This is a genomic window from Sphingomonas sp. R1 (assembly GCF_025960285.1).
Taxonomy (GTDB): domain Bacteria; phylum Pseudomonadota; class Alphaproteobacteria; order Sphingomonadales; family Sphingomonadaceae; genus Sphingomonas.
The window spans coordinates 2,438,312-2,464,388 of the sequence record NZ_CP110111.1 but is presented as its reverse complement, the minus strand read 5'-3'; the positions used below and the strand labels follow the sequence as shown (position 1 = coordinate 2,464,388).

Below are 26,077 nucleotides of genomic sequence, written 5' to 3'. Positions count from 1 at the left end.
TCCCGACTGCCCCGCTAGGCGGCCCGTGCGAAATCCTCGTGACACTGCGGTTACAGATCGGGGAGCGTCTGGTCGGCCGTGCCCCAGCCGCGCAACGATCGGCTGGCGGCGCGTTCCAGCAGTCTGTCCGCGTCCTGGATCGTGAAGATGCGCGCGTGGTCGATGTCGCGCAGCTCGGTCCACGTCACGGGGGTAGCGACGGGGGCGTTTTCGCGCGCTCGCGCGACATAGGGCAGCACCGCGGTCGATCCGCGCTGGTTGCGCAGATAATCGATGAAGATACGGCCCGTCCTGCTCGCCTTCTTCAGGTTGGCGGTGAACCGTTCGGGCTCGGCCTGGGCCAGTGCGCGGGCGAAGCGTTCCGAAAAGCTCTTGGCGGCGGGCCATTCGGCCTGCGGCACCAGCGGCACCACCACGTGTACGCCCTTGCCCCCGGAGAGCATCGGCCAGCTGGTGAGCCCGATCTCGGCGAGCTGCTCCTTGAGGAACTCGGCGGCCTTCTTCACCACCGCGAAATCCAGGCCTTCGTCGGGATCGAGATCGAACACCAGCCGGTCGGGCTTCTCGACATCGGCGACGCGCGATCCCCAGCCATGGAATTCGATCGTCCCCATCTGCACGCAGGCCAGCATGCCGTCGGCATCGGAGAGGTAGAGATAGGGCTCGGTCGAGCCGTCCTTCTCGCGAATGTCGACGTGATGGACCTGTTCGCCGAAGCTCCCCGCATCGTGCTTCTGGAAGAAGCATTGCTTGGCGCGGCCCTGCGGACAGCGGACCAGGCTGATCGGACGTTCGGCAAGCCAGGGCAGCGCGATCGGTGCGACCGCGGCATAATAGTCGGCAAGGTCGCCCTTGGTGAGTTTCGATTCCGGGAAGATCACGCGGTCGCGACTGCTGATCTTGATCGAGGACGGCGCGGCTTCAGGGAGCGGTGCGGGTTCTTCCGCGACGACGGCATCGGCCGCCTTGTCCTCGCGCAGGCCGAGGAAGCTGGCATGGCGGACGACCTTCTCGGCAGTGAACTCTGCAAAGGCGATCTCCGCGACCAGCTCTGGCTTCACCCAGCGCGCGCCGCGCGCCTCGGGGCGGGGGACCTTGGCGGCGGGTTTCTCCGTGGCCATCGTATCGAGGCGTTCGCGGAGCGACAGCAGCGTCTCGGTATTGAACCCCGTCCCCACCTTCCCGGCATAGACGAGTCCCTCGGGCCCGTTCAGCCCGAGCAGCAGCGACTTGAAGCCGCGGCCCTTGGCGCTGGAGGCGCTCCAGCCGAGGATCACAAATTCCTGGCGGTGCGTGCACTTGATCTTGAGCCACGCCTTGCTGCGGGTGCCGCGATAGGGCGCATCGACACGCTTCGAGACGACGCCCTCAAAGCCTTCGCTGCACATGCTATCGAACAGCTTCTCGCCCTGGCCGATGATGTGTTCGGAGAAGCGGATGCGATCGTCGGCGCCGTCGAGCAGCGCGCGCAGCCGTTCTTTGCGGTCGAGCTGGGGAAGGGCGGTGAGGTCTTCACCGGCTTCGGCGAGCAGGTCGAAGGCGAAGAAGAGCAGGCCGTCGCCGCCCGCGGAGATCGCTTCCTGCAAAGTGGAGAAGTCGGGTCTGCCGTCCTTCATGGCGACGATCTCGCCATCGAGCAGCGCGGCCGGCTGCAGGGCGGCGGCGGCTTCGGCGATGCCGGGGAATTTCTCGGTCCAGTCCAGGCCCGAGCGCGTGTAGATCTTCGGCCCGCCGCTGCCGGTGGCGATCAGCGCGCGATAGCCGTCATATTTGATTTCGTGCAGCCACTGGTTGCCGGTGGGCACCGTGTCGACCAGCGTGGCGAGCTGGGGCTGCTGGAAGGGAGGCGCCTTGGACTCTTCACGGGACCGTGCGCCAGTTTCACCTTTGTCATCCCCGCGAAGGCGGGAATCCATCGATGGAGTCGTCTCGGCTCTTGCTGCTGAGCGATTTGCTGATGGATCCCCGCCTTCGCGGGGATGACGATGGAGGGCGGGTCGCTTCCGCCCCAGGATTTTTTTGGGTTTCGCGCCCTCGGCGATCTCCTGCATCGTTCGCCCGGTGGTGACGCTGGTGAGGCCCGTCTCCACCAGCTCGTCCGTGGCGCCCGCAAAGCCGTCGTCGATCTTGCGGAGCAGCCAGTTCTCCGCCTTTTCCTTGCCGCGGGGCTTCAACCGGATCAGCAGCCATTCGCCTTGCATCCGTGTCCCATGCAGCACGAAATGGAGATGGCCCTTCGCCAGATCCTTGGCGCTCTTGCCCGGCACCGGCTCCCAGCTGCCGCTGTCCCACAGCATCACCGTGCCGCCGCCATATTCGCCCTTGGGAATGGTCCCCTCGAAATCGGCATAGGAGAGCGGATGGTCCTCGGTCCGCACCGCCAGCCTTTTCTCGTCGGGATCGAGGCTGGGCCCACGCGTCACCGCCCAGCTCTTGAGCACGCCGTCCACTTCCAGCCGGAAGTCCCAGTGCAGGCGGGTCGCGTGGTGCTTCTGGACGATGAAGCGGTTGCCGCCGGACTTCGCCACCGTGCCGGCCGGCTCCGCGGTCTTGGCGAAGTCGCGCTTGGCATTGTAGCGGGTGAGGCTGTTGGCGTCAGGCACGCTTCTTCGCCGCGGGCTTCTTGGTCGCTGCCTTCTTCGTCGGGGCCTTGGCCTTGGCCGCCGGCTTGGCGTCGCCGGTGTTCAGCGACTTTTTGAGTGCCGCCATCAGGTCGACCACGTTGGATCCGCGGTTGTCCGGCTTGTCCGGATCCTCCAGGATCTTGGCACCCTTGGCCTTTTTCTTCTTCTCGATCAGGTCGCGAAGCGCATCGACATAGCGGTCGTGGAACCCCTTGGGGTCGAACTTGCTCGCCTTCTTCTCGATCAGCGTCTGGGCGAGGTCGAGCAGCTCGGGGTCAGGTTCGCTGTCGGGAATCTCGCGGAAATAGCCCTGCGCCTTCTGCACCTCGTCGGCATAGCGCAGCGTCTCGAGGATCATGCCGCGCCCGCAGGGCTTGAGGCTCACCACATATTCGCGGCCGCGCATCGCCAGCTGGCCCAGCCCCACCTTGCGCGCGCGCCGCAGTGCCTCGCGCAGCACGATGAACGCTTCCTCCGCCAAGTCGTCGGCCGGCACCACGAAATAGGGCCGCTCGTAATAGAGCACGTCGATCTCATCGGCATCGACGAACTGGGTCAGCTCCAGCGTCTTGCGCGATTCGAGCTTCACCGCGTCGATCTCGTCCTGCTCGAGCAGGACATATTCGCCCTTCTCGACCTCATAGCCCTTGACGATCTCGTCGGGTTCGACCGCGCCGACACCGGGCGCGACCTTCTCGTACTTGATCCGCTGGCCGCTCGGCTCGTGGATCTGGTGGAACGCGATCTGCGCGCCGGACTTGGTGGCGGTGTAAATCTCGACGGGAATCGAAACGAGGGCCAGCCGTATCTGTCCCTGCCAATAGGCGCGCGCGGGCATGCGGAAGTCTCCTCGTTGCAGCGCCGATTCAATTCCCCAAAGGGCACCATGTTCCGCCCATCGCAACGGCGGCGTTTAGGCTGTAGAGGCAGACCCCATGAGCACCGATCCCTTCGCGCTTTTCCACAGCTGGTACACCGAGGCGCGTACCACCGAGATCAACGATTCCAATGCGATGGCGCTGGCGACGGCGGACGCGCAGGGCCGCCCATCGGTACGAATGGTGCTCTTGAAGGGCTATGACGAACGCGGTTTCGTCTTCTACACCAACCGCGAGAGCCGCAAGGCGGGCGATCTCGCCGCCAACCCGAACGTGGCGCTGCTCTTCCACTGGAAGTCGCTGCGCCGCCAGATCCGCATCGAAGGGCCGATCGGCTTCGCCAGCGACGCTGAGTCGGACGCCTATTTCGCCAGCCGCGGCCGTGATTCGCAGCTCGGTGCCTGGGCCTCGGACCAGTCGCGCCCACTCGATGCCCGCGCGACCTTCGAGGCACGCTTCGCCGAAGTACAGGCGCGGTTCGAGGGTCAGCCGGTGCCGCGCCCGCCGCACTGGGGCGGCTATCGCGTGACCCCCGAGCGGATCGAGTTCTGGCTCGACCGCGAACACCGCCTGCACGAACGCCGTGTCTTCACCCGCCTCGGCGACGGCTGGCAGGAAGGCATGCTGTTCCCGTGACCAACCTCGCGCGCCGTGCCGCCATCGCCAGCGTGTGCAGCGCGCTGTTCCTCGGCGCGCTCAAATCTTATGCGGCGGTGAAGACGGGATCGGTGGCGGTGCTCGCCAGCCTCGCCGATTCGGGGCTCGACCTCGTTGCCTCGCTGGTGACGCTGGGCGGGGTGCATTGGGCGTCGCAGCCGGCGGACGACGAGCATCGCTTCGGCCATGGCAAGGCCGAGGCGCTGGCGGCGCTGTTCCAGGTGGTGATCATCGCCATTTCAGGCTGCGCGATCCTGCTGCGCGCGGTGCAGCGGCTGCTGACCAACCAGCTGAGCGCCGATCCGGAGGCGGGCATCGTGGTCTCGGTGATCGCAATCCTGGTGACGCTGGCACTGACCCAGTATCAGCGCTCGGTGATCCGCCAGACCGGATCGATCGCGATCACGACCGACAGCATCCACTATAGTTCCGACCTGTTCCTCAACGCGGCCGTGATCGCCGCGCTGGTCTGCGAAAGCTATTTCGGGCTGCCCGGTGCGGACCCCGTGTTCGGCATCGCGATCGCCTTCTGGCTGCTGTGGGGCGCCTGGCGTGCCTCGGTGGCGGCGATCGACCAGTTGATGGACCGCGAATGGCCCGAGGAGAAGCGCCGCCGCTTCGTCGAGATCGCCGCCGAACATCCGGAGCTGAAGAGCCTGCACGACCTGCGCACCCGCACCAGCGGCAATCGCGATTTCGTGCAGTTCCACGTCGCCATGCGCGCCTGCATGACGATCGCCGAGGCGCACGACGTGGTCGAGCGGCTGGAGGGCGCGCTGGGCGAGGCGTTTCCGGACACCGAGATCCTGATCCATGTCGATCCGGACGGCCATGTCGACGAGCCCGACAATGCGATGGCCGAGACCAATTTGCTCGATGAAGGCGGTCCACAAACCATCGGACAGTAACGGGCGGGCGGTCGGCTCCCTATCTGGGCGGTCGAACGCCCGAGGAGTCGACGCTTTGCACGCACCCCAAGCACCTACCCTTCTCAGCCGCGGCCTGACCTTCGCCATGGCGGCGGCGGCGGGGATCGCGGTTGCCAACATCTACTATAACCAGCCGCTGCTCGGCATCATCGAGCGCGATCTGCCCGGCCACGCAGCGGGACTGGTGCCGACCGCGACGCAGCTCGGCTACGCCGCGGGGCTGTTCCTGCTGGTGCCGCTGGGCGACCTGCACGAGCGCAAGCGGTTGATCGTAATCCAGTTCCTGGTGCTGGCCGGCGCACTGGTCGCGGCCGCCCTGGCCCCCAATGCGTGGCTGTTGATCGGCGCCTCGCTGCTGGTGGGTGCAGCGGCGAGCGTCGCGCAGCAGATCGTGCCGTTCGCCGCGCATCTCGCCGAGCCTGCCAAGCGCGGGCAGACCGTTGGCACGGTGATGGCGGGGTTGCTCTGCGGCATCCTGCTCAGCCGCACGCTGTCTGGCTTTGTCGGTACCCATGCAGGCTGGCGTGAGATGTTCTGGCTGGGCGTTCCGCTGGCGCTGGGTACTGCCGCGATCATGGCGTGGCGGCTGCCGCGCAGTGCACCCGATGCGACACTGACCTATGGTGCGCTGCTCGGTTCGCTCGGCCAGCTCTGGCGTGAATTTCCGGCGCTGCGGCTGGCGGCCCTCACCCAGGCGCTGCTGTTTGCCGGCTTCACCGCGTTCTGGACGATCCTGGCGCTGTATCTGCAGACGCCGCGCTTCGGCCTCGGCGCGGACGTGGCCGGGCTGTTTGGCGTGGTGGGCGCAGCCGGTATCCTCGGTGCGCCGCTGGCGGGCCGGATCGCCGACAAGCGTGGGCCGCATCTCGTCGTGCTGATCGGCGCGCTGCTGGCGGTGGCGAGCTGGCTGCTGTTCGGACTGTGGGCAAGCATCGCGGCGCTGGTGATCGGGGTGGTCGTTCTCGACTTCGCGGTGCAAAGCGCCCTCGTTTCCAACCAGCACATCATCTTTGCGTTGCGGCCCGAGGCGCGGGCCCGGCTGAACACCGTGCTGATGGGATCGATGTTCCTCGGTGCCTCGGCGGGGTCGGCCACGGCGACGCTTGCCTGGGGCATCGGCGGATGGGGCGGCGTCGCGCTGCTCGGCGGCGGCGTCTCGACCGTCGCGGCGCTGCTCCAGCTGGTCAGCCGCCGAAAGCACTAACCTAGGCGATTTCGCGGGAACGGCAGCGCGCACCCCTCGTTGGCGCGGGCAGGAGGAGTGCTGCCCCATGGAAGAACCCGAAACGGGCGCCACGGCACCTGCGCGCGATCAGGGCGGGGCGGCCGCCGCGCTGCTGATCATCGACCTGATCAACACCTTCGACTTCGAAGGTGGCGAGGCCCTGCGCGCCCGCGCCGAGGCGATCGCGGATCCCATCTGCAAGCTGCGCGATGCGTTTGACGCCGCCGATCTGCCCACGGTCTACGTCAACGACAATTTCGGCGAGTGGCATTCGGAGAAGTCGCTGCTGATCGAACGCGCGTTCGATGATGCGACGGCTGGGCTCGCCCGCCTCAAGCCGCGCGACTGCGATTATTTTGTGCTCAAGCCCCAATTCTCCGGCTTCTACGCGACCAACCTGCCGGTGCTGCTGCCCAAGCTGGGCGTGCGGCGACTAGTGCTGACCGGGGTGGCGACCGACATCTGCGTGCTGTTCACCGCCGGCGACGCGCACATGCGGGACTATGCGCTGTGGGTACCCGAGGATGCGGTGGCGACACAGGACGATGATCGCGGCCGCTGGGCGCTGGAGATCATCGCGCAGAGCATGGGCGCCGATATCGCTGCAACCCATGCACGTTCCCCTGCCGACTGGCTGGCCGAGGCGCAGCATGGCTAGGCAAGGCGCGCGCCTTCTGCCGCTGCTTCTCCTGCTGGGCGGGTGCAGCGGTGCGAGCATCCTGCGCCCGGGAGGGCCGATCGGCGCCAACAATCGCACGATCCTGCTCGATTCCCTCGCAATCATGCTCGCCATCGTGGTGCCGACGATGCTCGCCACGCTGGCCTTCGCCTGGTGGTTCCGCGCTGGCAATGCCAGGGCCCGGTACCGGCCGGAATTCGTCTATTCGGGGCGGATCGAGCTGATCGTCTGGTCCATTCCGCTGCTCGTCATCCTGTTCCTCAGCGGGCTGATCTGGATCGGCAGCCACGATCTCGACCCCGCCAAGCCCCTGCAGGATAAGACGCCACCGCTCGAGGTGCAGGTGGTGTCGCTCGATTGGAAATGGCTGTTCGTCTATCCCGCGCAGGGCATCGCCACGCTCAACCGGCCCGTGGTGCCGGCGGGCGTGCCGATCCGCTTCCGGCTCACCTCGGCAAGCGTGATGAACAGCTTCTTCGTGCCGCGGCTCGGCAGCCAGATCTACACGATGAACGGCATGGTGACGACGCTGCACCTGCGTGCCGATCAGCCTGGCAGCTATTACGGCCAGAGTGCGCACTATAGCGGCGATGGCTTCTCGGACATGAACTTCCGGCTGCAGGCGGTGCCGGCGGCGGACTTCACCCGCTGGGTGGCGGGGGTGAAAGCGGCGGGCGGGATCCTGGATGCGCCGGCCTACCGCGTGCTCGCCCGCCAGAGCCAGCATGAACCGCCCAAGCATTGGGGCGCGGTGCAGCCGCAGCTGTTCGACATGGTGGTCGCGCAGCATCTCCTGCCCGCGCCGGGCCCTGAACAGGGGCGCGACGGCCAACCCCAGATTTCCCCCGGAACGGCGGAGTGACGATGCTCGGTAAGCTCACCTGGTCCGCTATTCCGTTCAGCCAGCCGATCCCGCTGATCGCCGCGGGCGGCGTGGGTCTCGCCCTGCTTGCCGTGCTCGGCTGGATCACGGTGAAGGGGCATTGGCCCACTCTGTGGAAGGAATGGATCACCTCGGTCGATCACAAGAGGATCGGGGTGATGTACGTGCTGCTGGGCCTCGTCATGCTGCTGCGCGGCTTTGTCGACGCGATCATGATGCGCACCCAGCAGGCCAGCGCGATCGGGCATGCCCAGGGCTATCTGCCCCCCGAGCATTACGACCAGATCTTCTCCGCCCACGGCACGATCATGATCTTCTTCGGCGCGATGCCGGTGGTGATCGGGCTGATGAACTTCGTCGTGCCGCTCCAGCTCGGGGTACGCGACGTCGCCTTCCCGACGCTCAACTCGACGAGCTTCTGGCTCACCGCCTCGGGTGCGCTGCTCGTCAACATGAGCCTCGTCATCGGCGAGTTCGCTCGCACCGGCTGGCTGCCCTATGCGCCCTTGAGCGAAACGACCTACTCGCCGGGCGTCGGCGTGGATTACTACGTCTGGGCGATCCAGATCTCGGGCGTCGGCACGCTGATGTCCGGCATCAACCTGGTGACGACCATTCTCAAGATGCGCGCGCCGGGCATGGGCTATCTCCGCATGCCGATGTTCTGCTGGACCGCGCTCGGCGCCAACATGCTGATCGTCGCGGCCTTCCCGATCCTCACCGCCACGCTCGCGATGCTGACGCTCGACCGCTATCTCGGCTTTCACTTCTTCACCAACGAAGCCGGTGGCAACATGATGATGTTCGTCAACCTCATCTGGGCCTGGGGGCATCCGGAGGTCTACATCCTCATCCTGCCGGCGTTCGGCATCTTCTCGGAAATCTTCTCCACCTTCTCGTCCAAGCCGCTGTTCGGCTATCGCTCGATGGTCGCGGCGACGCTGTTCATCGTCGTTGTCTCCTTCACGGTATGGCTCCACCATTTCTTCACGATGGGCGCGGGTGGCGACGTCAACGCGGCCTTCGGCATCGCGACCAGCATCATCGCGGTCGGCACGGGCGTGAAGATCTACAACTGGCTGTTCACCATGTATGGCGGCCGCCTGCGCTTCCCCACGCCGATGCTGTGGTCGCTGGCCTTCATGATGACCTTCATCATCGGCGGGATGACCGGGGTGCTGCTCGCGGTGCCGCCGGCCGATTTCATGCTGCACAATTCGATGTTCCTGGTCGCGCATTTCCACAATGTCATCAACTCCGGCGTGATCTTCGGCGCCTTCGCCGGGATCACCTACTGGTTCCCCAAGGCGTTCGGCTTCCGGCTCGACGAGTTCTGGGGGAAGATGGCCTTCTGGCTGACACTGGCCGGCTTCCTGATCGTGTTCGGCGCGATGTACGTGCTGGGGCTGGAGGGGATGACCCGGCGGCTGCAGCATATCGACTTCACCGAATGGGCGCCTTGGCTCTATGTCTCGGTGGCGGGGATCGGCGTGATGATCCTCGGCGTCGCCTCGCAGATTCTTCAGATCATTGTCAGTATCCGGAACCGGGACCAGCTGCGCGACCTGACCGGCGACCCCTGGGACGGCCGATCGCTCGAATGGGCGACCTCGTCGCCGCCGCCGGCGTTCAACTTCGCGGTGCTGCCACGCGTGCACGGCGAGGAGCCCTATTGGACGATCAAGCGCCAGGCGATCGAGAGCCAGGGACTGGCCGACGAACCGAAGTACGAAGCGATCGAGATGCCACGCAACACTGCGACCGGCGTCGTCACCGCCTTTTTCGCCACGCTGATCGGTTTCGCGATGATCTGGATGATCTGGTGGCTGGCAGCGCTCGGCTTTGCCGGCGCCTATGCCACCTTCGTCGTCTTCGCCTGGCGGGACGAGGAAGAGAAGGAGATCCCGGCCGAGCAGGTTGCGCGGATCGACCGCGATCGTCGTGCCGCGCGTCGCAAGTGGCTTGAGGAAAACCGGGAGCAGCCGGCATGACGGCATCGGCGCAGGACCCCTATCGCATCGGCCGCGGCGGCGGATCCGACAGTACGACCGGGCGTGGCGAGGGCGGCCCGGCGAGCAAGCGCACCACCGTGGGTTATGGCTTCTGGATCTATTTGCTCAGCGACATCATCCTCTTCTCCGGCTTCTTCGCGGCCTATGCGGTACTCGCCAAGCAGACCGCAGGCGGGCCCTCCTCCCACGAATTGTTCGGGCAGCAGCGCGTCGCGATCGAGACGGCCGCGCTGTTGCTATCCAGCTTCACCTGCGGGCTGGCGGGGGTGGCGGCGGAGAAGCGCAAGCTGCTGCCCGCGCTGGCCTGGTTGCTCGCCACGGGCCTGCTCGGCGCGGTGTTCCTTGGGCTTGAACTGATCGAGTTCGCCGAGATGATCGGCAAGGGTGCGGGCCCGCAGCGCAGCGCCTTCCTGTCCGCCTTTTTCGGCCTGGTCGGCTTGCACGGCCTGCACATCGCGGTGGGATTACTCTGGCTCGGCACGATGATGGCGCAGCTTTGGCGCAAGGGCTTCCGGCCGCAGGTGCTGCGGCGGCTGATGTGCTTCACCCTGTTCTGGCACGCGCTCGACATCGTCTGGGTCGGCATCTTCACCATGGTCTATCTGATGGGAGTGGCGCCATGAGCGAGCGCGAGTCCGACCCTGCCGACACCGCCCCAGGCGATGAAGCAGCACAGGGCGAGGAATTTGCCGGTGGCGTTTCCAGCTATGCAGTAGGGCTGGGGATCGCGGCGTTGCTCACGGTGGCGGCGTTCGCGGTCTTGAACCTGCCGCTGGTCTGGCGGCCGGCGATCCCGATGGCGCTGATCGTGCTCGCGATCGCGCAGATGGGCGTCCACCTCGTCTTCTTCCTCCATGTATCGAGCGGGCCGGACAATACCAACAATGCGCTGGCGCTCGCCTTCGGCACGCTGGTGGTGCTGTTGCTGATCGGCGGATCGGTGTGGATCCTCGGCCATCTCGACCATGCGATGATGCCGATGGGGCGGCAGATGCACGGCTTCCCCTGAGCCGGTCGGCGGGTTGACGGGTGCGCAGCATCGGGCGCAGCATGGCCGCACCACGGAGTCGCCGATGCCTGTCCAGTCGCCGCGCCATGCCGATATCGTTCTCGATGCCGTCCGCTCGCCAAGCAGCGCCGCGGTGTCCCCGCTCGCAGCCTCCTGGTGCCGCTCGGCGCTCCACCACAAGCTTGATCCCGAGACCGGTCGCGGCGAACGCATCGGCGGCGCTGCGCTGGCCGAACGGCGGACGCAGCACGAGCCGCTGCTCGCGGTCGCCGCGCCGGTGCTGGACGAGACGTTCCGTACCGTCGGTCGCAGCGGCTGCGGTGTGGTGCTGAGCGATGCGGAAGGGGTGATCCTCGAGACCCGCGCTGGTCCGGGCGACGTCGACGCCTTTACCCGCGCCGGGCTGGTCGAGGGCGCGCGCTGGGGAGAGGCGGAGGAAGGCACCAACGGCATCGGCACCTGCCTGTTCGAGGATAAGCCGGTGATCATCCACCGTGACCAGCATTTCGCCAGCCGCAATATCGGCATCAGCTGCATGGATGCGCCGGTCCACGATCCCGAGGGGCGGCTGGTCGCCGCGCTCGACGTGTCGAGCTGCCGCGCCGACCATGGCCCGGCGATGGCGGAGATGATCGCCTCGCTGGTGCGCGATGCCGCGCGGCGGATCGAGCGCGACTATTTCTGCCGCCACTTCGCCGATCGCCGCATTCTGTTTCTCGCCGACGAGGCAGCCACCGGCACCGCGCTACTGGCGGTGGATCGCGACGATCTGGTGGTGGGCGCCAGCCGGGGCGCGCGGCTGCGGCTGGGGCTTGGTACCCGCGCGCTCGCTACCCCGCAGCCGCTCGAATCGCTGCTGGGCGAGGGCGCCGCGCCCTCGTTCGACGATGCCGATCGCGCGGTGCTGCGCCAGGCGCTGGCCCGTGCCGGCGGCAATGCCAGTGCCGCGGCGCGGATGCTGGGTATTGGCCGGGCGACCCTCTACCGGCGTCTGCACAAGGCGGGCATCCGCCACTGAGCCTGCCTGTCTCGCGGCTGAGACAGATCCTCCCGTCCGCCGCCACGGGCCCGCTTCCGGCGCGGCGCCGCCGCGCGCATCCTCCGCCCCGACGCCGAGCACGGCGCTGACATCTAGGCAAGAGGATCCGGGCACATGGACATGCTGGTTGAAGAACGCGCGACGGCGCTCAAGGCGCCCTTCGCGGCGCGCTACGACAATTTCATCGGCGGCCGCTTCGTCGCTCCCAGAGCAGGCCGCTATTTCCGGAACGTCTCGCCGGTAACCGGCCAAGTGGTGGGCGAGATCGCGCGATCCGACGCCGACGATATCGAACTGGCACTCGATGCCGCCCACGCTGCGGCCGATGGCTGGGGCCGGACCCCGGTTGCCGAACGCGCGCTGATCCTGACTCGCATCGCCGACCGGATGGAGGCGAACCTGGAGAAGCTCGCCACTGCCGAGACCTGGGACAATGGCAAGCCCATCCGTGAGACCATGGCCGCCGACGTGCCGCTGGCGATCGACCATTTCCGCTATTTCGCGGGCGTCGTGCGCGGCCAGGAAGGCTCGATCGGCGAGATCGACCACGACACCATCGCCTATCATTTTCACGAGCCGCTGGGCGTGGTCGGCCAGATCATCCCGTGGAACTTCCCGCTGCTCATGGCCGCGTGGAAGCTCGCCCCCGCACTGGCAGCGGGCAACTGCGTGGTGCTCAAGCCGGCCGAGCAGACGCCCGCCTCGATCCTCGTCTGGGCAGAGCTGATCGGCGACCTGCTGCCGCCGGGCGTGCTCAACATCGTTAACGGCTATGGGCTGGAGGCCGGCAAGCCGCTCGCCTCCTCGCGCCGGATCGCCAAGATCGCCTTCACCGGCGAGACCAGCACCGGCCGGCTGATCATGCAGTATGCGAGCGAAAATCTGATCCCGGTCACGCTGGAGCTGGGCGGCAAATCGCCCAACATCTTCTTCGACGACGTGACGCGCGAGGATGACGATTTCTTCGACAAGGCAGTCGAGGGCTTCGTGATGTTCGCGCTCAACCAGGGGGAGGTGTGCACCTGCCCCAGCCGCGCGCTGGTTCATGAGAAGATCTATGACCGCTTCATGGCGCGCGCGCTCGCCCGGGTGCAGGCGATCGTCCAGGGCAGCCCGCTCGATCCCGCGACGATGATCGGCGCACAGGCCTCGTCCGAGCAGCAGCAGAAGATCCTGTCGTACATCGACATCGGCCGGCAGGAAGGCGCCGAGCTGCTGATCGGCGGCGGCGCGGCGGAGCTGGGCGGCGAGCTCTCGGGCGGCTTCTACGTCCAGCCCACCGTGTTCCGCGGGCACAACAAGATGCGGATCTTCCAGGAGGAGATCTTCGGGCCCGTCCTTTCCGTCACCACCTTCAAGGACGAGGACGAGGCGCTGCAGCTTGCCAACGACACGCTCTACGGCCTCGGCGCCGGCGTGTGGAGCCGCGACGCCAACACCTGCTACCGCTTCGGCCGCGCGATCAAGGCGGGCCGGGTTTGGACCAACTGCTACCACGCCTATCCGGCGCACGCGGCGTTCGGCGGCTACAAACAGTCCGGCATCGGGCGCGAGAACCACAAGATGATGCTCGATCACTATCAGCAGACCAAGAACATGCTGGTCAGCTACAGCCCGAAGAAGCTGGGCTTTTTCTGAACGGGTTCCCCCTGCGCCGGGCAGCCGGCGCGGGGGTCATCCCATGATGCCGAGCAGCGCCAGGATCAGCAGGAACAGCGTGGCGATGATGGTGATGAACCACAGCATCACGCCGGTGCGCAGGATCGCCGACCACCAGCGCAGCTGATAGGCCTGTTTCAGCTGGCGACACATGTGCACCGGCGGCACGAACATCGCCAGGCTGCCCAGGACGCCGCTCGATACATGCACCGCGTGCAACAGCGTGATCCCGATGAACAGCAGCGACATAGCGGCGATCGAATAGGTGACGAACACCGCATGGTCGTACAGCTTGTACTGCCGCTTCCAGAAGAACAGCAGCCACACGAAGGGCAGCGACAGCGGGATCAGCAGCCACGAGAATTTGTAGATGCTCGATTGCAGCTTGTAGAGCATCAACGCCGGGTTCTTCTGCCACTTCTCGATGCCGTGATCGAGCGTGTGCCAGCCGGTATGGGCGGTAAACTCCTGTTCCTTGTCCGTGCCGTGGCCGATCTGCGCGGCAGCGGTCTTCAGCGAGGCGATTTCGCGATTCGCCTTGGCGATATCGCGTTGCAGCTCGGCGCGATCCGCATCGTCCGCCGCGAGCTTGGCGAGCCTGGCCACGTTCTTGTCGCGGCTCTCTTCCTGCTTCTTGATCGATTGCTGAATCGCGGCGGCGGGCTTCGCCATCGCGCTGTCGAGATCGGTCGGCGTCGAGATGCCGAGGATCTGGAAGATCGCGAACATGGTGAAGATGGAAAAGAGGAACATCGCCATGGGCGAGACGAAGCGCGCGCGCTCACCGGCGATGTAGCGGCGGGTCAGGTCGCCCGGACGCCAGGCGAGCAGCGGCAATGTGCGCCACATCTTGCCCTCGAAATGCGCGACGCCGTGCAGCAGCTCGTGCCCGATCGCGCCCAGCGAGCGATGGACGTGCCCGGATTGCCCGCATTTATGGCAATGCGGGCCGATCAGCGCGGTCGCGCAGTTCAGGCAGATCGTGGCCTGCCCATGCCCATGTCCATGCCCATGGCGCTCCCCGGCATGCGGCTCCACCGCACGACCGAGCATGCCCCCCATCACCAGTTCGCCGGCTGCGTCGAATTCCCCCATGAGACCGGAGGCTATCAGCTTCAAAGGCTTCGTGCTAGCGACTGCAGCATGGCCGATTTCGACACGCCCGACACCCAGATGCTGATCGCCGACATGGGCGCGCGCGCCCGTGCCGCCGCCACGGTGCTCGCGGCGATGCCAAGCCCGGCCAAGGCCCAGGCACTGCGGGCCGCCGCCGGAGCGATCCGCGCGGCGGAACCCGCGATCCTTGCCGCCAATGCCGAAGACATGGCGGCGGGCAAGGCGAACGGCCTTTCCGATGCGATGCTCGATCGGCTGCTCCTTGATGCCCGCCGGATCGAGGGCATGGCCTCCGGCATCGAGGCCGTTGCGGGTCTGGAAGATCCTGTAGGCAGTGCGATCGACGAACGGACGCGGCCCAACGGCCTCGTCCTCAAGCGCGTGCGCGTGCCGATCGGCGTGATCGGCATCATCTATGAAAGCCGGCCGAACGTCACCGCCGATGCCGGCGCGCTGTGTCTGATGTCGGGCAATGCCGCGATCCTGCGCGGCGGATCGGAGGCGATTCGCAGCAACCGCGCTATCCATGCCGCACTGGTGCAGGGGCTGACCGCCGCCGGTGCCCCCGCCGATGCCATCCAGTTGGTGCCGATCACCGATCGCGCCGCGGTGGGTGCGATGCTTACCGCCGAAGGGTTGATCGACATGGTCGTGCCGCGCGGGGGCAAGGGGCTGGTCGCACGCGTCCAGGCCGAGGCGCGCGTGCCGGTGCTCGCGCATCTCGACGGCATCAACCACACCTATGTCGACCGTGCCGCCGATCCGGCGATGGCGGTGGCGCTCGCGGTCAATGCCAAGATGCGCCGGACGGGCATCTGCGGCTCGACCGAGACGCTGCTGATCGACCGCGCCTTTGCGGATCCCAGGCCGATCCTTGCCGCGCTGGCCGAGGCCGGGTGCGAGCTGCGCGGCGACGCGGCGGTGCAGGCGCTCGACGCGCGCGTGCAGCCGGTGGCGGACGAAGATTGGGACACCGAATATCTCGATGCGGTCCTCTCGGTACGGCTGGTCGACGGGGTGGACGCCGCCATGGCACATGTCGCCGCGCACAGCTCGCGCCACACCGACGCGATCCTCACCGAGGATGCGGACACCGCCGCCCGCTTTCTGAACGGCGTCGACAGCGCGATCGTCATGTGGAACGCCTCCACCCAGTTCGCCGATGGCGGCGAGTTCGGTCTGGGGGCCGAGATCGGCATCTCCACCGGCCGTCTCCACGCGCGCGGACCCGTGGCGCTGGAGGGGCTTACCACCTACAAGTGGCTGGTTCTCGGCACTGGCCAGGCGCGGCCCTGAGCGTCTCGATCACCCGTTGAAACGCATCGGTCTTCTCGGGGGCTCGTTCAATCCGGCGCATCGCGGGCACCGGCGGCTGTCGTTGCATGCCCTGCGCGCGCTGGACCTGGATGAAGTCTGGTGGATGGTCTCGCCCGGCAATCCGCTCAAGGACAAGGCGGGCATGGCGCCGTTCCAGGCGCGGCTCGCCTCGGCACGGGCGATGGCGCGGCACGCGCCGATCCGGCCGACCGCCATCGAGAAGAAGCTCAAGACCCGCTACACCGCCGATACGCTCACCAAGCTGCCCCGGATCTATCCCAATCATCGCTTCATCTGGCTGATGGGGGCGGACAATCTGGCGCAGTTCCATCGCTGGGAACGGTGGCGACACATCGCCCGTCAGGTTCCGATTGCGGTGATCGCGCGTCCGGGGTATGACAGGGGTGCCCATGCAAGTCCTGCAATGGGTTGGCTGCGGCGCGCTGTGCGGCCCGCAGGCCAGGCGAAACATTGGACGCGATGGAGATTGCCGGCACTTGTGCTGTTGCGCTTCCGCCCCGATCCGACGTCGGCAACGCGCCTTCGGGCTGCCGATCCCGCCTGGCATCGGCGTTTCCTCGGCACTTCTCCAAGCGTGGAAAAGGAAGGGCCGGCGCCGTCTCCACTCACTTTGCACAGACCGTCGATAGACTAGGAGCAACCTTGGCCACTTCCCCCAATATGCAGCGTTCGAACGACGCCGACAGCGTCGAAGCGCTGCATAGGCTCGTGCTCACCTCGCTGGAGGACGACCAGGCGGTGGAAACCGTCTCGATCCCGCTCGCCGGCAAGAGCAGCATCGCCGATTACATGGTGATCGCATCGGGCCGCTCGACCCGGCAGGTCGCCTCGATGGCGATGAAGCTGGCGGACAAGATCAAGGCCGAGCAGGGCCGCACGCCCCGCATCGAAGGCCTGCCCGCCGCCGACTGGGTGCTGATCGACGCGGGCGACGTGATCGTCCACCTGTTCCGCCCGGAAGTGCGCAGCTTCTACAATCTCGAGCGGATGTGGTCGTTCGAGGGCCAGGCCTGATCTGATCCCGAAGGTCCGCGCGCAATGCTGCTGCACATCGTCGCGCGCGGCCGGATCGGGCGCAGCCCCGAGGCCGAACTGGTCGACCGCTATCTGAAGCGGGTGACCTGGGGCACGCGCGTCACCGAACTGCCCGATACCGGCGGCAAGATGCCGGTGCTCGGCCCCGGCACCCGCGTGGTGATGCTCGACGAACTCGGCGAGAACCTGCCCTCCAAGACGCTGGCCACCCGGCTCGGTGCGTGGCGCGACGACGGGGTGCGCGAGACGCGCTTCCTGATCGGTGCGGCCGACGGCTTCGACGACGCCGCGCGCGCCGAGGCCGACATGCTGCTCAGCTTCGGCAAGGCGACCTGGCCGCACATGATGGCGCGCGCCATGCTCGCCGAGCAGCTCTGGCGCGCCGTCTCGATCCTCGCCAACCATCCCTATCACCGCGAAGGCTGATGGGCGTGGGCCGCAGCCTCGGCATCGCGGCAGCGCTGGTCGCGATCGCCGTGACCGGCCTACTTGCCCAGCCGCAGCCCGATCCCACGCAACAGACGGCGCGCACCGCAACCGAAGCCACGCAGGCGGCCAAGGCAGCCGAGGCGCGCGCGGCCGAACTCGATCGCGCCGCCGCGGCCGAGCGCGATAGCGAAGCCCGCGCACGCGCCGAGCAGGCCGCGGCGGCGCAGCGGATCAAGGCGGCGGAAGCCGAGCAGGCGGCGGCCGAGGCGCGCGTCATGCTGCTCGACCGGCTGCTCGCCCGCCAGCGCACCGCCTTTGCCGAGCGCCAGCGCCCGGCGCTGGAGCTGGTCGCCGCGCTCCAGGCGATGGCGCGCCGGCCGGCGGTGCTGGCGCTCGCCCAACCGGGATCGGCGCAGGATCTCGTCCATGTCCGCGCGACGCTCGCCAGCCTGTTGCCGTCCATCCGCGCGCGCAGCGCCAGCGTGCGAGCGGATCTCGCCCGGTCGCGTGCGCTGCGAACCGCGACGGCCGGCGCCGTGGCCGATCTGCGGAAGCGCCGCGCCGATCTTGAAGCGCGCAGGGTCGCCGCACTCCAGCTCGAAGCGCAGCACCGCCTGCGCGCGATGACCCTGGGCCGCGACGCGCTGACGGAGTCGGATCGCGCGCTTGCGCTGGGCGAAACCGCGCGCGACCTTGCCGCTGCCGAGGATCGCAAGCTCACGGCCGGACAGGTGCGATCGGATCTGCTGGCGCTGAGCGGCCCGCTCCCGCGCCCCGGCACGGCGACAGCCCCGGCACGGGGCGCGCCGCCCTATCGGCTTCCCGTCGCCGGTCGCCTCGTCACCGGCTTCGGGGAAGTGTCTCCCGCCGGCGTCCGCGCGCGCGGACTGACCTTCGACGGTACGCCCGGACGGGAGGTCGTCGCACCTGCAGCGGGCACGATCGCCTATGCCGCGCCGTTCGCCGGCTATGGGCAGGTGGTCATCGTCGATCACGGCAAAGGCTGGACCAGCCTGCTCTCCGGTCTCGCTACCCTGGCGGTGCGTCCCGGAGCCGCGATCGGGCAGGGCGCCCCGCTCGGCACCGCCGGCCCGCGCGTCACGGTCGAGCTGCGTCGCCGCGGGCAGCCGCTGGACCTGACCCAATTGCTCGACTGACACAGCGTGCAAATCCCGTTAGTCTCGCCTACATTAGCCAGACCGCCCTTCCGGAAAGTCTCTTGATGCTGCGTTCGTTTCTTCAGGTTTCCGCCGCCGTCGGCGCACTCGCGATCATTCCCATCACATCCGGTGCCATGGCGGGGGTCGATACCAGCAGCTACCGCGAGCTCGACACCTTCATGGAAGTCTACAACACCGTGAAGGCCAATTATGTCGACAAGGTCGACGACAAGACGCTGGTGAAGGGCGCGATCGACGGGATGCTGGCGGCGCTGGATCCGCACAGCAGCTTTGCCGACGGGCTCGATTTCGACAATCTCAAGATCCAGACCGAGGGCAATTACGGCGGCCTCGGCCTCACCGTCACCCAGCAGGACGGCGCCGTGAAGGTGATCGCGCCGACCGAGGACGGACCCGCGGCCAAGGCGGGCATCAAGTCGGGCGACTTCATCACCCATCTGGACGGCAAGTTCATCGTCGGCGGCAGTCTCGACGAGGCGATCACGCAGATGCGCGGTGCACCCGGCACCAAGATCGCGCTGACCATCGTCCGCCCGGGTGCCGACAAGCCGCTGCAGTTCACGCTCACCCGCGAGATCATCACCCAGAAGCCGGTGAAGTGGGAGATTAAGGACGGCGTCGGCATCCTCAACATCAACACCTTCACCGCGCATACCGGCGGCGACACCGCGCTCGCCGTCCAGGCGATCGAGAAGAAGCTGGGCCACAAGCCGCTCGGCTATATCGTCGACCTGCGCGAGAATGGCGGCGGCCTGCTGACCGAGGCGATCGCGGTGGCGGACGTCTTCCTCAATCATGGCGAGATCGTCTCGCAGCGCGGCCGCGAGAAGACCGATATCGAGCGCTATTATGCCGAGAGCGTGTTCCCCGGCGATCTCGCCAAGGGGCTGCCGGTGATCGTGCTGACGGATTCGGGCACGGCCTCCGCCTCGGAGATCGTCGCCGGCGCGCTGCAGGACCATCACCGCGCGATCGTGATGGGCGTGCGCAGCTTCGGCAAGGGATCGGTGCAGACGATCCTCCCGATGGGCCAGCGGGCTGCACTGCGGCTCACCACCGCGCGCTACTACACGCCGTCCGGCCATTCGGTGCAGGAAGGCGGCATCAAACCCGACATCGTCGTGCCGCAGCTCTCCGATCCGGACTACAAGTCGCGGCCGGTGCTGCGCGAGGCCGATCTGCGCCGCCACCTGATCAACCAGGAGAAGGTGGATGATGGTGTGCTCGAGGAGGACACCACGACCGATCCGCGCTTCACCGCCACCGCGGAGGAGTTGAAGAAAAAGGGCGTCGACGACTTCCAGCTCAGCTACGCCGTGCAAACCATCGCGCGGTTGGGCAAGACCGCCAGCGCGAGCACGGGCAAGTGAGCCGCCCCCTGCGCCAGATGCCGCGCAACGTTCCGGTGCTCGCCCGCTGGCTCGCGCTGCTGCTCCCGCTGCTGCTGCTGGGCGGCGCGCTGGGATCCCAGTTCGTCGGCGGCCTGGTGCCGTGCGAGATGTGCGTGTGGCAGCGCTGGCCGCATCTGGCGGCGATCGTCGTGGCGCTGCTCGCCTTTTTCGTGCGCGGGCGGCGGCAGGTGGCGGCACTGGTGCTGCTGGCCGCGCTGCTCATCGCGGTGAGCGGCGCGATCGGCGTCTATCACGCCGGCACCGAATATCATTGGTGGCAGGGTGTCACCGCCTGCACGGCCACGCCCACCCAAGGTTCGCCGATGGAGATGCTGACCGAGGCACTGCGTCGCCCGATCGTGCGCTGCGACGTGCCCCAATGGACGATGTTCGGCATCAGCCTTGCCGGCTATAACGCCATCCTGTCGCTCGGCGGCGCGGTGCTGATCGCGCTGCTGGCCACGCGGAGGTCGGTACGATGAGTTGGAAGCCGGGGGATCGGCGCGAGAGCCATGACGCCATGGTCCGGGTGGACCAGGCGGGCGAATATGGCGCGACCCGCATCTATGCGGGGCAGCTGGCAGTGATGGGCGACCGTACGCCAACGGCCCGCACCATTGCCGGCATGGCGAATCAGGAAGAGCATCACCGCGCGTTTTTCGACGCGATGATCGCCAAGCGGGGCGTGCGGCCGACGCTGATCCAGCCCCTGTGGGACGTGGCAGGCTTCGCGCTGGGGATGGTGACCGCGGCGATGGGCCCGCGGGCCGCGATGGCCTGCACGGCGGCGATCGAAACCGAGATCGATCTTCATTACGCCGCACAGCTGGCGCAACTGGGGGATTCCGATCCGGAACTGCGCGACGCCGTCGCGCGCTTCCGCGATGAGGAGATCGAGCATCGCGATACCGCGATCGCCTCGGGCGCGGAAACGACGCCGGGCTATCCGGTGCTGTCAGCCGTCATCCGCGCCGGGTGTCGCCTGGCGATCGCGGTGTCGAAGCGGGTCTGAAAGCAGCGGTTAACGCGCATCCTGCCAGGATCGCGCTGGAGTTGAGGAGAAACAGGGTGCTCAAGAGGATCGCGATCATCACCGCGGCGGCGGCTGCGCCGCTGTTCGCTGCTGCGCCGGCGCATGCGCAGAACGCCGTGCAGAACGGCGTGCTGATCATCTACGGCAACGACAAGTGCCCGACCAATAAGAACGGCGAGGAAATCGTCGTCTGCCAGCGTCTGGACGAAGGCGAGCGCTTCCGCATCCCGAAGAACATCCGGGACACCACGCCCACCACGCCGCAGAAGGGCGAGGCCTGGGCGGTGCGCTCGCAGGATGCGCTGACCTCCGGCAATTTCGGCACCGGCAGCTGCTCGACGGTGGGTGTCGGCGGCCAGACCGGCTGCTTCGTCCAGCGCGCGACCGCCGCCCGCGCCGAGCGACGTGCGATGAAGAAGGCCGAGACCGAGCTGCCGCTGCCCTAAGCGGCGCGGCGCGGCGCCCGGCCGATCCAGGCGGGCGCCGGCAGGCGTACCGCGTCGGCGATCAGCCACAGCATCGCCACGCCGCGTACGCTGGCGGCTAGCAGGATGTCGTGCGGCGTCGCATAGGGCCATGCTCCCGCCATGCCCGCGAACCACCAGAACTCCGCGAAATAGGCGGCAATGTCGCCGATCACGAAGAGCGCCAGCGGCCTCAGGCGCGGCGTAGTCATCACCAGCAGCGGGTAGAGCCACAGGTCGAACTGCGGCGACCAGACCTTGTTGGTGAGCAGGAACCAGGCAAGCACCGGAGTGGCGAGAACCCACAGATGCCCGCGATGCTGTCGCCAGCCAAGCGCGACGATCGCAGCGGCGCCTGCCAGGAAGGCAAGCGAGGCGTAGAGGTTGCGCGTCGGCACGTCCGTCACCCAGAAGCCTTGGGTCGACAGGATTTCCCAGGTCGACCCCGCGGTGCCGGAGCGCGCGGCGGAGAAGCGGTAGAATTCGGACCAGTTGTCCGGCGCGGCGATCGCGACCGGCAGATTGACCGCCGCCCAGGCACCGATCGCGACGAGCGTGCAGGTGGCCGCCGTGCCGATCCGCGTGCGCCAGGGCTCGCCGGGCGCGAACAGCGCGGACAGGCCGATCAGCGGCAGCAGCAGTGCCGGAAACAGCTTGGCGGCGGCGCCCAGCGCGGCGAGCGCGGCGGCCAGCACCAGCTTTTGTCGCTGCGCTGCCAGCAGCGCCGCCACCGCGAAGGCTGCCGCGCCCAGATCCCAGTTATGGCCGAGATACAGGATCAGCGGCGGTGCCGCCGCCCAGAGCCACAGCCGGGTGCGATCCATCCCGCTGCGCGCGAACATCCACAGGATCAGCCCGGCGAGCAGCGCATTGGCGATGGTGACCGCACCGAGGAACGCGACGTCGTTGGCGGATCGGCCGAACAGCCCCCGTGTGATCGCGCCCTCGAACCAGATCTGCACGCCCGTGAGTACCGGATATTCCACCGGCGTCTGGAAATAGGGGATCAGCCCCTCGTCGACGTGCCGCCCGGCCCAGAACGGCATCGCATCGCTGTAGCAGCCGGTGGTGTACTGGATCGCGTCGACCCAGCCCCGCGTGGTGCAATGTGCCTTGAACAGCCAGCCGAGCAGGCAGGTGACGAGCATCGCCGCCGCCAGCACCGCCACTCGCTTGTCGATCGTTCGCGCCATGTCTCGCAATCCCTCCGCCCGTCGCTGGTACAGGGCCGATGGCCGAGCGTCCATCTGGACAGCAAGGGATTGAGAACATAGAAGGAACGGGATGGCGCAACTCGACACCCGTGCAAAGCTGGCGATCCTCGCCGATGCCGCGAAATATGATGCGTCCTGCGCGTCTTCGGGGACGACGAAGCGCACGTCGAAGGACGGCAAGGGGTTGGGCTCGACCACCGGCATGGGCATCTGCCATGCCTATGCGCCGGACGGTCGCTGCATCAGCCTGCTCAAGATCCTGCTGACCAACAGCTGCATCTTCGACTGCCATTATTGCATCAACCGCAAGAGCTCGAACGTGCGCCGCGCGCGGTTCACGCCAGCCGAGGTGGTGGACCTCACGCTGAATTTCTACCGCCGCAATTACATCGAGGGCCTGTTCCTCTCCTCGGGCATCATCCGCTCGTCCAACTACACGATGGAGCAGCTGGTCGAGGTCGCGCGGTCCCTGCGCGAGGATCATGATTTCCGCGGCTATATCCACCTCAAGACGATCCCCGATGCCGATCCCGAGCTGATTCATCAGGCCGGGCTCCATGCCGATCGTGTCTCGATCAATGTCGAGCTGCCGACCGTGGCGGGGCTCAAGCGGCTCGCGCCGGAAAAGTCCGCGCCGCGCATCGAAGGGGCGATGCTGGGCATGCGCACCGCGATCATGGACGGGGCGGACGCGCGCAAGCGCTATCGCTCGGCGCCGAAGTTCGCGCCCGCGGGCCAGTCGACCCAGATGATCGTCGGCGCTGATGCCGCGACCGACGGCGACATTATCGGGCGCGCGGCGGGACTCTACGGCCAGTTCGGTCTGCGCCGGGTCTATTATTCGGCGTTCAGCCCGATTCCCGATGCCAGCGCGGTGCTGCCGCTCCAGCGCCCGCCGCTGATGCGCGAACACCGGCTCTACCAGTCCGACTGGCTGATGCGCTTCTACGAATTCCGTCCGGACGAGGTGGCGCAGGCCGCCGATCCGGCGACGGGGATGCTGCCGCTCGACATCGACCCCAAGCTCGCCTGGGCGCTGCGCTTCCGCGATCGTTTCCCGGTGGACGTCAATCGCGCGCCGCGCGAGGCGCTGCTCCGCGTGCCGGGGCTGGGCACCAAGGCGGTCGCCTCGATCCTCGCCGCGCGCAAATGGCGGCGGCTGCGGCTGGAGGATGTCGCACGGCTCACCGTGTCGCTCGCCAAGATCCGCCCGTTCATCGTCACGGCCGACTGGCGCCCCGTCGCACTGACCGACAAGGCCGATCTGCGCGCCTGGATCGCGCCCAAGAAAGAGCAGCTGGAGCTGTTCGCGGCGTGATCGCGGGCCTGCGAACGACTCGCGGGAGCAACCTGCGCCACGCCCGCCGGTTTGGGCTGGGAACCCAGGGAGTACCCCAGATGGCCGACCAGCCCCGTATCTTCGCCGACCTCATTGCCGATCACGATCGCCAGCGCGAGCTGATCGCCAAGATCGACGCCACCTCCGGCGACAGCCAGGAGCGCCGCGACCTGTTCGAGCAGCTCCGCCTCGAGCTCCAGTCGCACGCTGCGGCCGAAGAGGAATCGCTCTACGCGACGATGCTCGCCAACCCGGAGCTGCGCGAGGATGCGCGGCATTCGGTATCCGAGCACAAGGAAGTCGACGATCTGCTCGGCGAACTGATGGATATCGAGATGTCCTCCTCCGCCTGGCTCTCCAAGTTCCGCGCGATGAAGGATCGCTACCTCCACCATATCGACGAGGAGGAGGAAGAGATGTTCCCGACCGCCGAGAAGGAACTCTCGTCGGAGGAGGAAGAGCGGCTCGGCAAGATCTTCGAGAAGCGCAAGCCCAAGGAACTGGAGCGCGCCGAGGCGCATCCGCCGGGCGACGAGCGCGAGTAAGCGTTGCGCGCCGTAACGCTTGCCGCCGAGGATGATTTCGAGGGCTGGCGCGACGCGGCGCGGGCGCTGGCCCAGGCGCATGTCGCGCCGCCGGAGATCGTCTGGCGGGTAGGGGAAGGCAGTGGCGACCTGTTCGCCGCCGAGCCCCTCGCGCTGCCCGCGGCAGGCGCCACGACGCTCAAGGTCCCGCGCGATTTCGTCCAGCTGGCGCAGACGGTGGTCCTCCATTCCGATCCGCAGCGCTTTGCCCTGCTCTACACCCTGCTCGCCACCGATCCGCATCGGATCGAGGATCGCGCAGACCCGCTGGTCCGCCGGCTGGAGCTGATGGCGAAGGCGGTGCGCCGCGACATCCACAAGATGCGCGCCTTTGTCCGCTTCCGCGAACTGGTCGACGATGCGGGCGCGCGCTTCATCGCCTGGTTCGAGCCCGAGCATCACATCGTCCGCGCCAATGCCCGCTTCTTCGTCGAGCGGTTTGCCAGCATGCGCTGGTCGATCCTCACGCCCGAGGTGTCGATCCACTGGGACGGCAAGACGCTCAGCGAAGGCCCGGCCGCGACCCGCGGCGACGCGCCCGCCGACGATCCGGTCGAGGCGGTGTGGAAGACCTATTACGCCTCCATCTTCAACCCCGCCCGGCTCAAGACCGGCGCGATGCTGAAGGAGATGCCGCGCAAATACTGGAAAAACATGCCCGAAACCGCGTTGGTGAAGGAGCTTGTGGCCGGTGCCCGGGCGCGGGAGACGGCGATGGTGGAGACGGCGCGCGCATCGGTAGGCGGCAATGTCGAAGGCGCATGGGAAGCGCTGCGCGACGAGGCATCGGCCTGCACCCGCTGCCCGCTCTACCAGCCGGCGACGCAGACGGTGTTCGGCGAGGGGCCGCTCGATGCCGACATGATGCTGGTCGGCGAGCAGCCGGGCGACCAGGAGGATCTCGCCGGGCGCGCCTTTGTCGGCCCCGCCGGGCAGATGCTGGACAAGGCGCTGGACGAGGCCGGCATCGACCGCGCTCGCGTCTATGTCACCAATGCGGTCAAGCACTTCAAGTTCGAACCCCGCGGCAAGCGGCGCATCCACGCCAAGCCCGATGCCGGCGAGATCACCGCGTGTCGCTGGTGGTACGAGCAGGAACTGGCGCTGGTTCGCCCCAAGCTGGTCGTGGCGCTTGGTGCCACCGCCGCCCGGCAGATCACCGGCAAGGCGGCGACGATCTCCAGGCTGCGCGGCCAGCAGCTGGCGTTGCCCGAAGGCGGCACCGGCTGGGTGACGGTGCATCCGAGTTACCTGCTGCGGCTCCCCGATGCCGAGGCGGCGGCGCAGGCGTATCGCGACTTCGTCGCGGACCTGCGCGCCGCCTGGGCGCTGCTCGACTGAGACTCTGTTGGGGAATGC

26 protein-coding genes are annotated in these 26,077 nt (G+C 67.5%); 22 read left to right on the top strand and 4 right to left on the bottom strand.

Translation table 11 applies throughout. The annotated features are described in order from the left end of the window. Positions 1-50: 50 nt before the first annotated feature. Together ligD and OIM94_RS11755 are read right to left on the bottom strand one after the other, a co-directional pair. Positions 51-2,603 (bottom strand): DNA ligase D, encoded by a 2,553-nt coding sequence (ligD, locus tag OIM94_RS11760; RefSeq protein ID WP_264606915.1) that lies wholly within the window; start codon positions 2,601-2,603, stop codon positions 51-53. Further along, a complete protein-coding gene (locus tag OIM94_RS11755; RefSeq protein ID WP_264606914.1) occupies positions 2,596-3,462 on the bottom strand; it encodes a Ku protein in 867 nt (288 codons plus the stop codon). Before OIM94_RS11755 ends, ligD begins: the two co-directional genes overlap by 8 nt. 97 nt (positions 3,463-3,559) lie before the next feature. Here OIM94_RS11755 and pdxH point away from each other — a divergent pair, with 97 nt between their 5' ends. The 10 genes from pdxH to adh all read left to right on the top strand — a co-directional run bounded on the left by pdxH (position 3,560) and on the right by adh (position 13,573). Continuing rightward, entirely contained in the window at positions 3,560-4,138 is a 579-nt protein-coding gene (gene pdxH, locus OIM94_RS11750; RefSeq protein WP_264606913.1) for a pyridoxamine 5'-phosphate oxidase, read from the top strand. Next, the gene (locus OIM94_RS11745) at positions 4,135-5,067 is read left to right on the top strand and encodes a cation diffusion facilitator family transporter (RefSeq protein WP_264606912.1); all 933 of its coding nucleotides are present in this window, start codon (positions 4,135-4,137) and stop codon (positions 5,065-5,067) included. The genes pdxH and OIM94_RS11745 overlap by 4 nt, the downstream gene beginning before the upstream one ends. Positions 5,068-5,122: 55 nt before the next feature. Then, the gene (locus OIM94_RS11740) at positions 5,123-6,292 is read left to right on the top strand and encodes an MFS transporter (protein WP_264606911.1); all 1,170 of its coding nucleotides are present in this window, start codon (positions 5,123-5,125) and stop codon (positions 6,290-6,292) included. A gap of 67 nt (positions 6,293-6,359) precedes the next feature. Next, positions 6,360-6,971, top strand: coding sequence for a cysteine hydrolase family protein (locus OIM94_RS11735; protein ID WP_264606910.1), 612 nt, complete (start codon positions 6,360-6,362; stop codon positions 6,969-6,971). Further along, a complete protein-coding gene (gene cyoA, locus OIM94_RS11730) occupies positions 6,964-7,854 on the top strand; it encodes a ubiquinol oxidase subunit II (RefSeq protein WP_264606909.1) in 891 nt (296 codons plus the stop codon). The genes OIM94_RS11735 and cyoA overlap by 8 nt, the downstream gene beginning before the upstream one ends. Positions 7,855-7,856: 2 nt before the next feature. Further along, on the top strand, positions 7,857-9,866 hold the full coding sequence (locus OIM94_RS11725) for a cbb3-type cytochrome c oxidase subunit I (protein WP_264606908.1): 2,010 nt from the start codon (positions 7,857-7,859) through the stop codon (positions 9,864-9,866). Further along, on the top strand, positions 9,863-10,510 hold the full coding sequence (gene cyoC, locus OIM94_RS11720) for a cytochrome o ubiquinol oxidase subunit III (protein WP_264606907.1): 648 nt from the start codon (positions 9,863-9,865) through the stop codon (positions 10,508-10,510). The genes OIM94_RS11725 and cyoC overlap by 4 nt, the downstream gene beginning before the upstream one ends. Then, entirely contained in the window at positions 10,507-10,896 is a 390-nt protein-coding gene (cyoD, locus tag OIM94_RS11715) for a cytochrome o ubiquinol oxidase subunit IV (protein ID WP_264606906.1), read from the top strand. The genes cyoC and cyoD overlap by 4 nt, the downstream gene beginning before the upstream one ends. A 64-nt stretch (positions 10,897-10,960) precedes the next feature. After that, positions 10,961-11,914 (top strand): GAF domain-containing protein, encoded by a 954-nt coding sequence (locus tag OIM94_RS11710; RefSeq protein ID WP_264606905.1) that lies wholly within the window; start codon positions 10,961-10,963, stop codon positions 11,912-11,914. 135 nt (positions 11,915-12,049) lie between these two features. Beyond that, entirely contained in the window at positions 12,050-13,573 is a 1,524-nt protein-coding gene (gene adh, locus OIM94_RS11705) for an aldehyde dehydrogenase (RefSeq protein WP_264606904.1), read from the top strand. 36 nt (positions 13,574-13,609) lie between these two features. On the opposite strand, the gene OIM94_RS11700 is transcribed toward adh, so the two are convergent. Then, positions 13,610-14,713: a DUF3667 domain-containing protein gene (locus OIM94_RS11700; protein ID WP_264606903.1), complete on the bottom strand. Its 1,104-nt coding sequence runs from the start codon at positions 14,711-14,713 to the stop codon at positions 13,610-13,612. A 24-nt stretch (positions 14,714-14,737) separates the two neighbouring features. On the opposite strand from OIM94_RS11700, the gene OIM94_RS11695 reads away from it, so the two are divergent. The 9 genes from OIM94_RS11695 to OIM94_RS11655 all read left to right on the top strand — a co-directional run bounded on the left by OIM94_RS11695 (position 14,738) and on the right by OIM94_RS11655 (position 21,563). After that, positions 14,738-16,006: a glutamate-5-semialdehyde dehydrogenase gene (locus OIM94_RS11695; protein WP_264606902.1), complete on the top strand. Its 1,269-nt coding sequence runs from the start codon at positions 14,738-14,740 to the stop codon at positions 16,004-16,006. 16 nt (positions 16,007-16,022) lie between these two features. Continuing rightward, positions 16,023-16,682 (top strand): nicotinate-nucleotide adenylyltransferase, encoded by a 660-nt coding sequence (locus OIM94_RS11690; RefSeq protein WP_264606901.1) that lies wholly within the window; start codon positions 16,023-16,025, stop codon positions 16,680-16,682. Between the two features lie 26 nt (positions 16,683-16,708). Beyond that, positions 16,709-17,062: a ribosome silencing factor gene (gene rsfS / locus OIM94_RS11685; RefSeq protein ID WP_264606900.1), complete on the top strand. Its 354-nt coding sequence runs from the start codon at positions 16,709-16,711 to the stop codon at positions 17,060-17,062. Positions 17,063-17,086: 24 nt separating this feature from the next. Then, the gene (locus tag OIM94_RS11680) at positions 17,087-17,509 is read left to right on the top strand and encodes a 23S rRNA (pseudouridine(1915)-N(3))-methyltransferase RlmH (protein ID WP_264606899.1); all 423 of its coding nucleotides are present in this window, start codon (positions 17,087-17,089) and stop codon (positions 17,507-17,509) included. Next, positions 17,509-18,669: a murein hydrolase activator EnvC family protein gene (locus OIM94_RS11675; RefSeq protein ID WP_264606898.1), complete on the top strand. Its 1,161-nt coding sequence runs from the start codon at positions 17,509-17,511 to the stop codon at positions 18,667-18,669. Before OIM94_RS11680 ends, OIM94_RS11675 begins: the two co-directional genes overlap by 1 nt. 65 nt (positions 18,670-18,734) lie before the next feature. Then, positions 18,735-20,063 carry a S41 family peptidase gene (locus OIM94_RS11670; protein ID WP_264606897.1) on the top strand — a complete coding sequence of 443 codons (1,329 nt, stop codon included), beginning with the start codon at positions 18,735-18,737 and terminating at the stop codon, positions 20,061-20,063. Between the two features lie 17 nt (positions 20,064-20,080). Beyond that, positions 20,081-20,566, top strand: a complete 486-nt coding sequence (locus OIM94_RS11665; protein WP_264609894.1) for a disulfide bond formation protein B — start codon at positions 20,081-20,083, stop codon at positions 20,564-20,566. Next, positions 20,563-21,096: a demethoxyubiquinone hydroxylase family protein gene (locus tag OIM94_RS11660; protein WP_264606896.1), complete on the top strand. Its 534-nt coding sequence runs from the start codon at positions 20,563-20,565 to the stop codon at positions 21,094-21,096. Before OIM94_RS11665 ends, OIM94_RS11660 begins: the two co-directional genes overlap by 4 nt. Before the next feature lie 56 nt (positions 21,097-21,152). Beyond that, positions 21,153-21,563: a hypothetical protein gene (locus tag OIM94_RS11655; protein ID WP_264606895.1), complete on the top strand. Its 411-nt coding sequence runs from the start codon at positions 21,153-21,155 to the stop codon at positions 21,561-21,563. Here OIM94_RS11655 and OIM94_RS11650 read toward each other — a convergent pair. After that, the gene (locus OIM94_RS11650; protein WP_264606894.1) at positions 21,560-22,774 is read right to left on the bottom strand and encodes a hypothetical protein; all 1,215 of its coding nucleotides are present in this window, start codon (positions 22,772-22,774) and stop codon (positions 21,560-21,562) included. The two genes, OIM94_RS11655 and OIM94_RS11650, sit on opposite strands and share 4 nt — an antisense overlap. A gap of 91 nt (positions 22,775-22,865) precedes the next feature. On the opposite strand from OIM94_RS11650, the gene OIM94_RS11645 reads away from it, so the two are divergent. From OIM94_RS11645 to OIM94_RS11635, 3 genes are all read left to right on the top strand, one after another. After that, a complete protein-coding gene (locus tag OIM94_RS11645; RefSeq protein WP_264606893.1) occupies positions 22,866-24,113 on the top strand; it encodes a putative DNA modification/repair radical SAM protein in 1,248 nt (415 codons plus the stop codon). Between the two features lie 80 nt (positions 24,114-24,193). Further along, entirely contained in the window at positions 24,194-24,679 is a 486-nt protein-coding gene (locus OIM94_RS11640) for a hemerythrin domain-containing protein (RefSeq protein ID WP_264606892.1), read from the top strand. A gap of 3 nt (positions 24,680-24,682) precedes the next feature. Then, positions 24,683-26,059 carry a UdgX family uracil-DNA binding protein gene (locus OIM94_RS11635; protein WP_264606891.1) on the top strand — a complete coding sequence of 459 codons (1,377 nt, stop codon included), beginning with the start codon at positions 24,683-24,685 and terminating at the stop codon, positions 26,057-26,059. Positions 26,060-26,077: the final 18 nt, after the last annotated feature.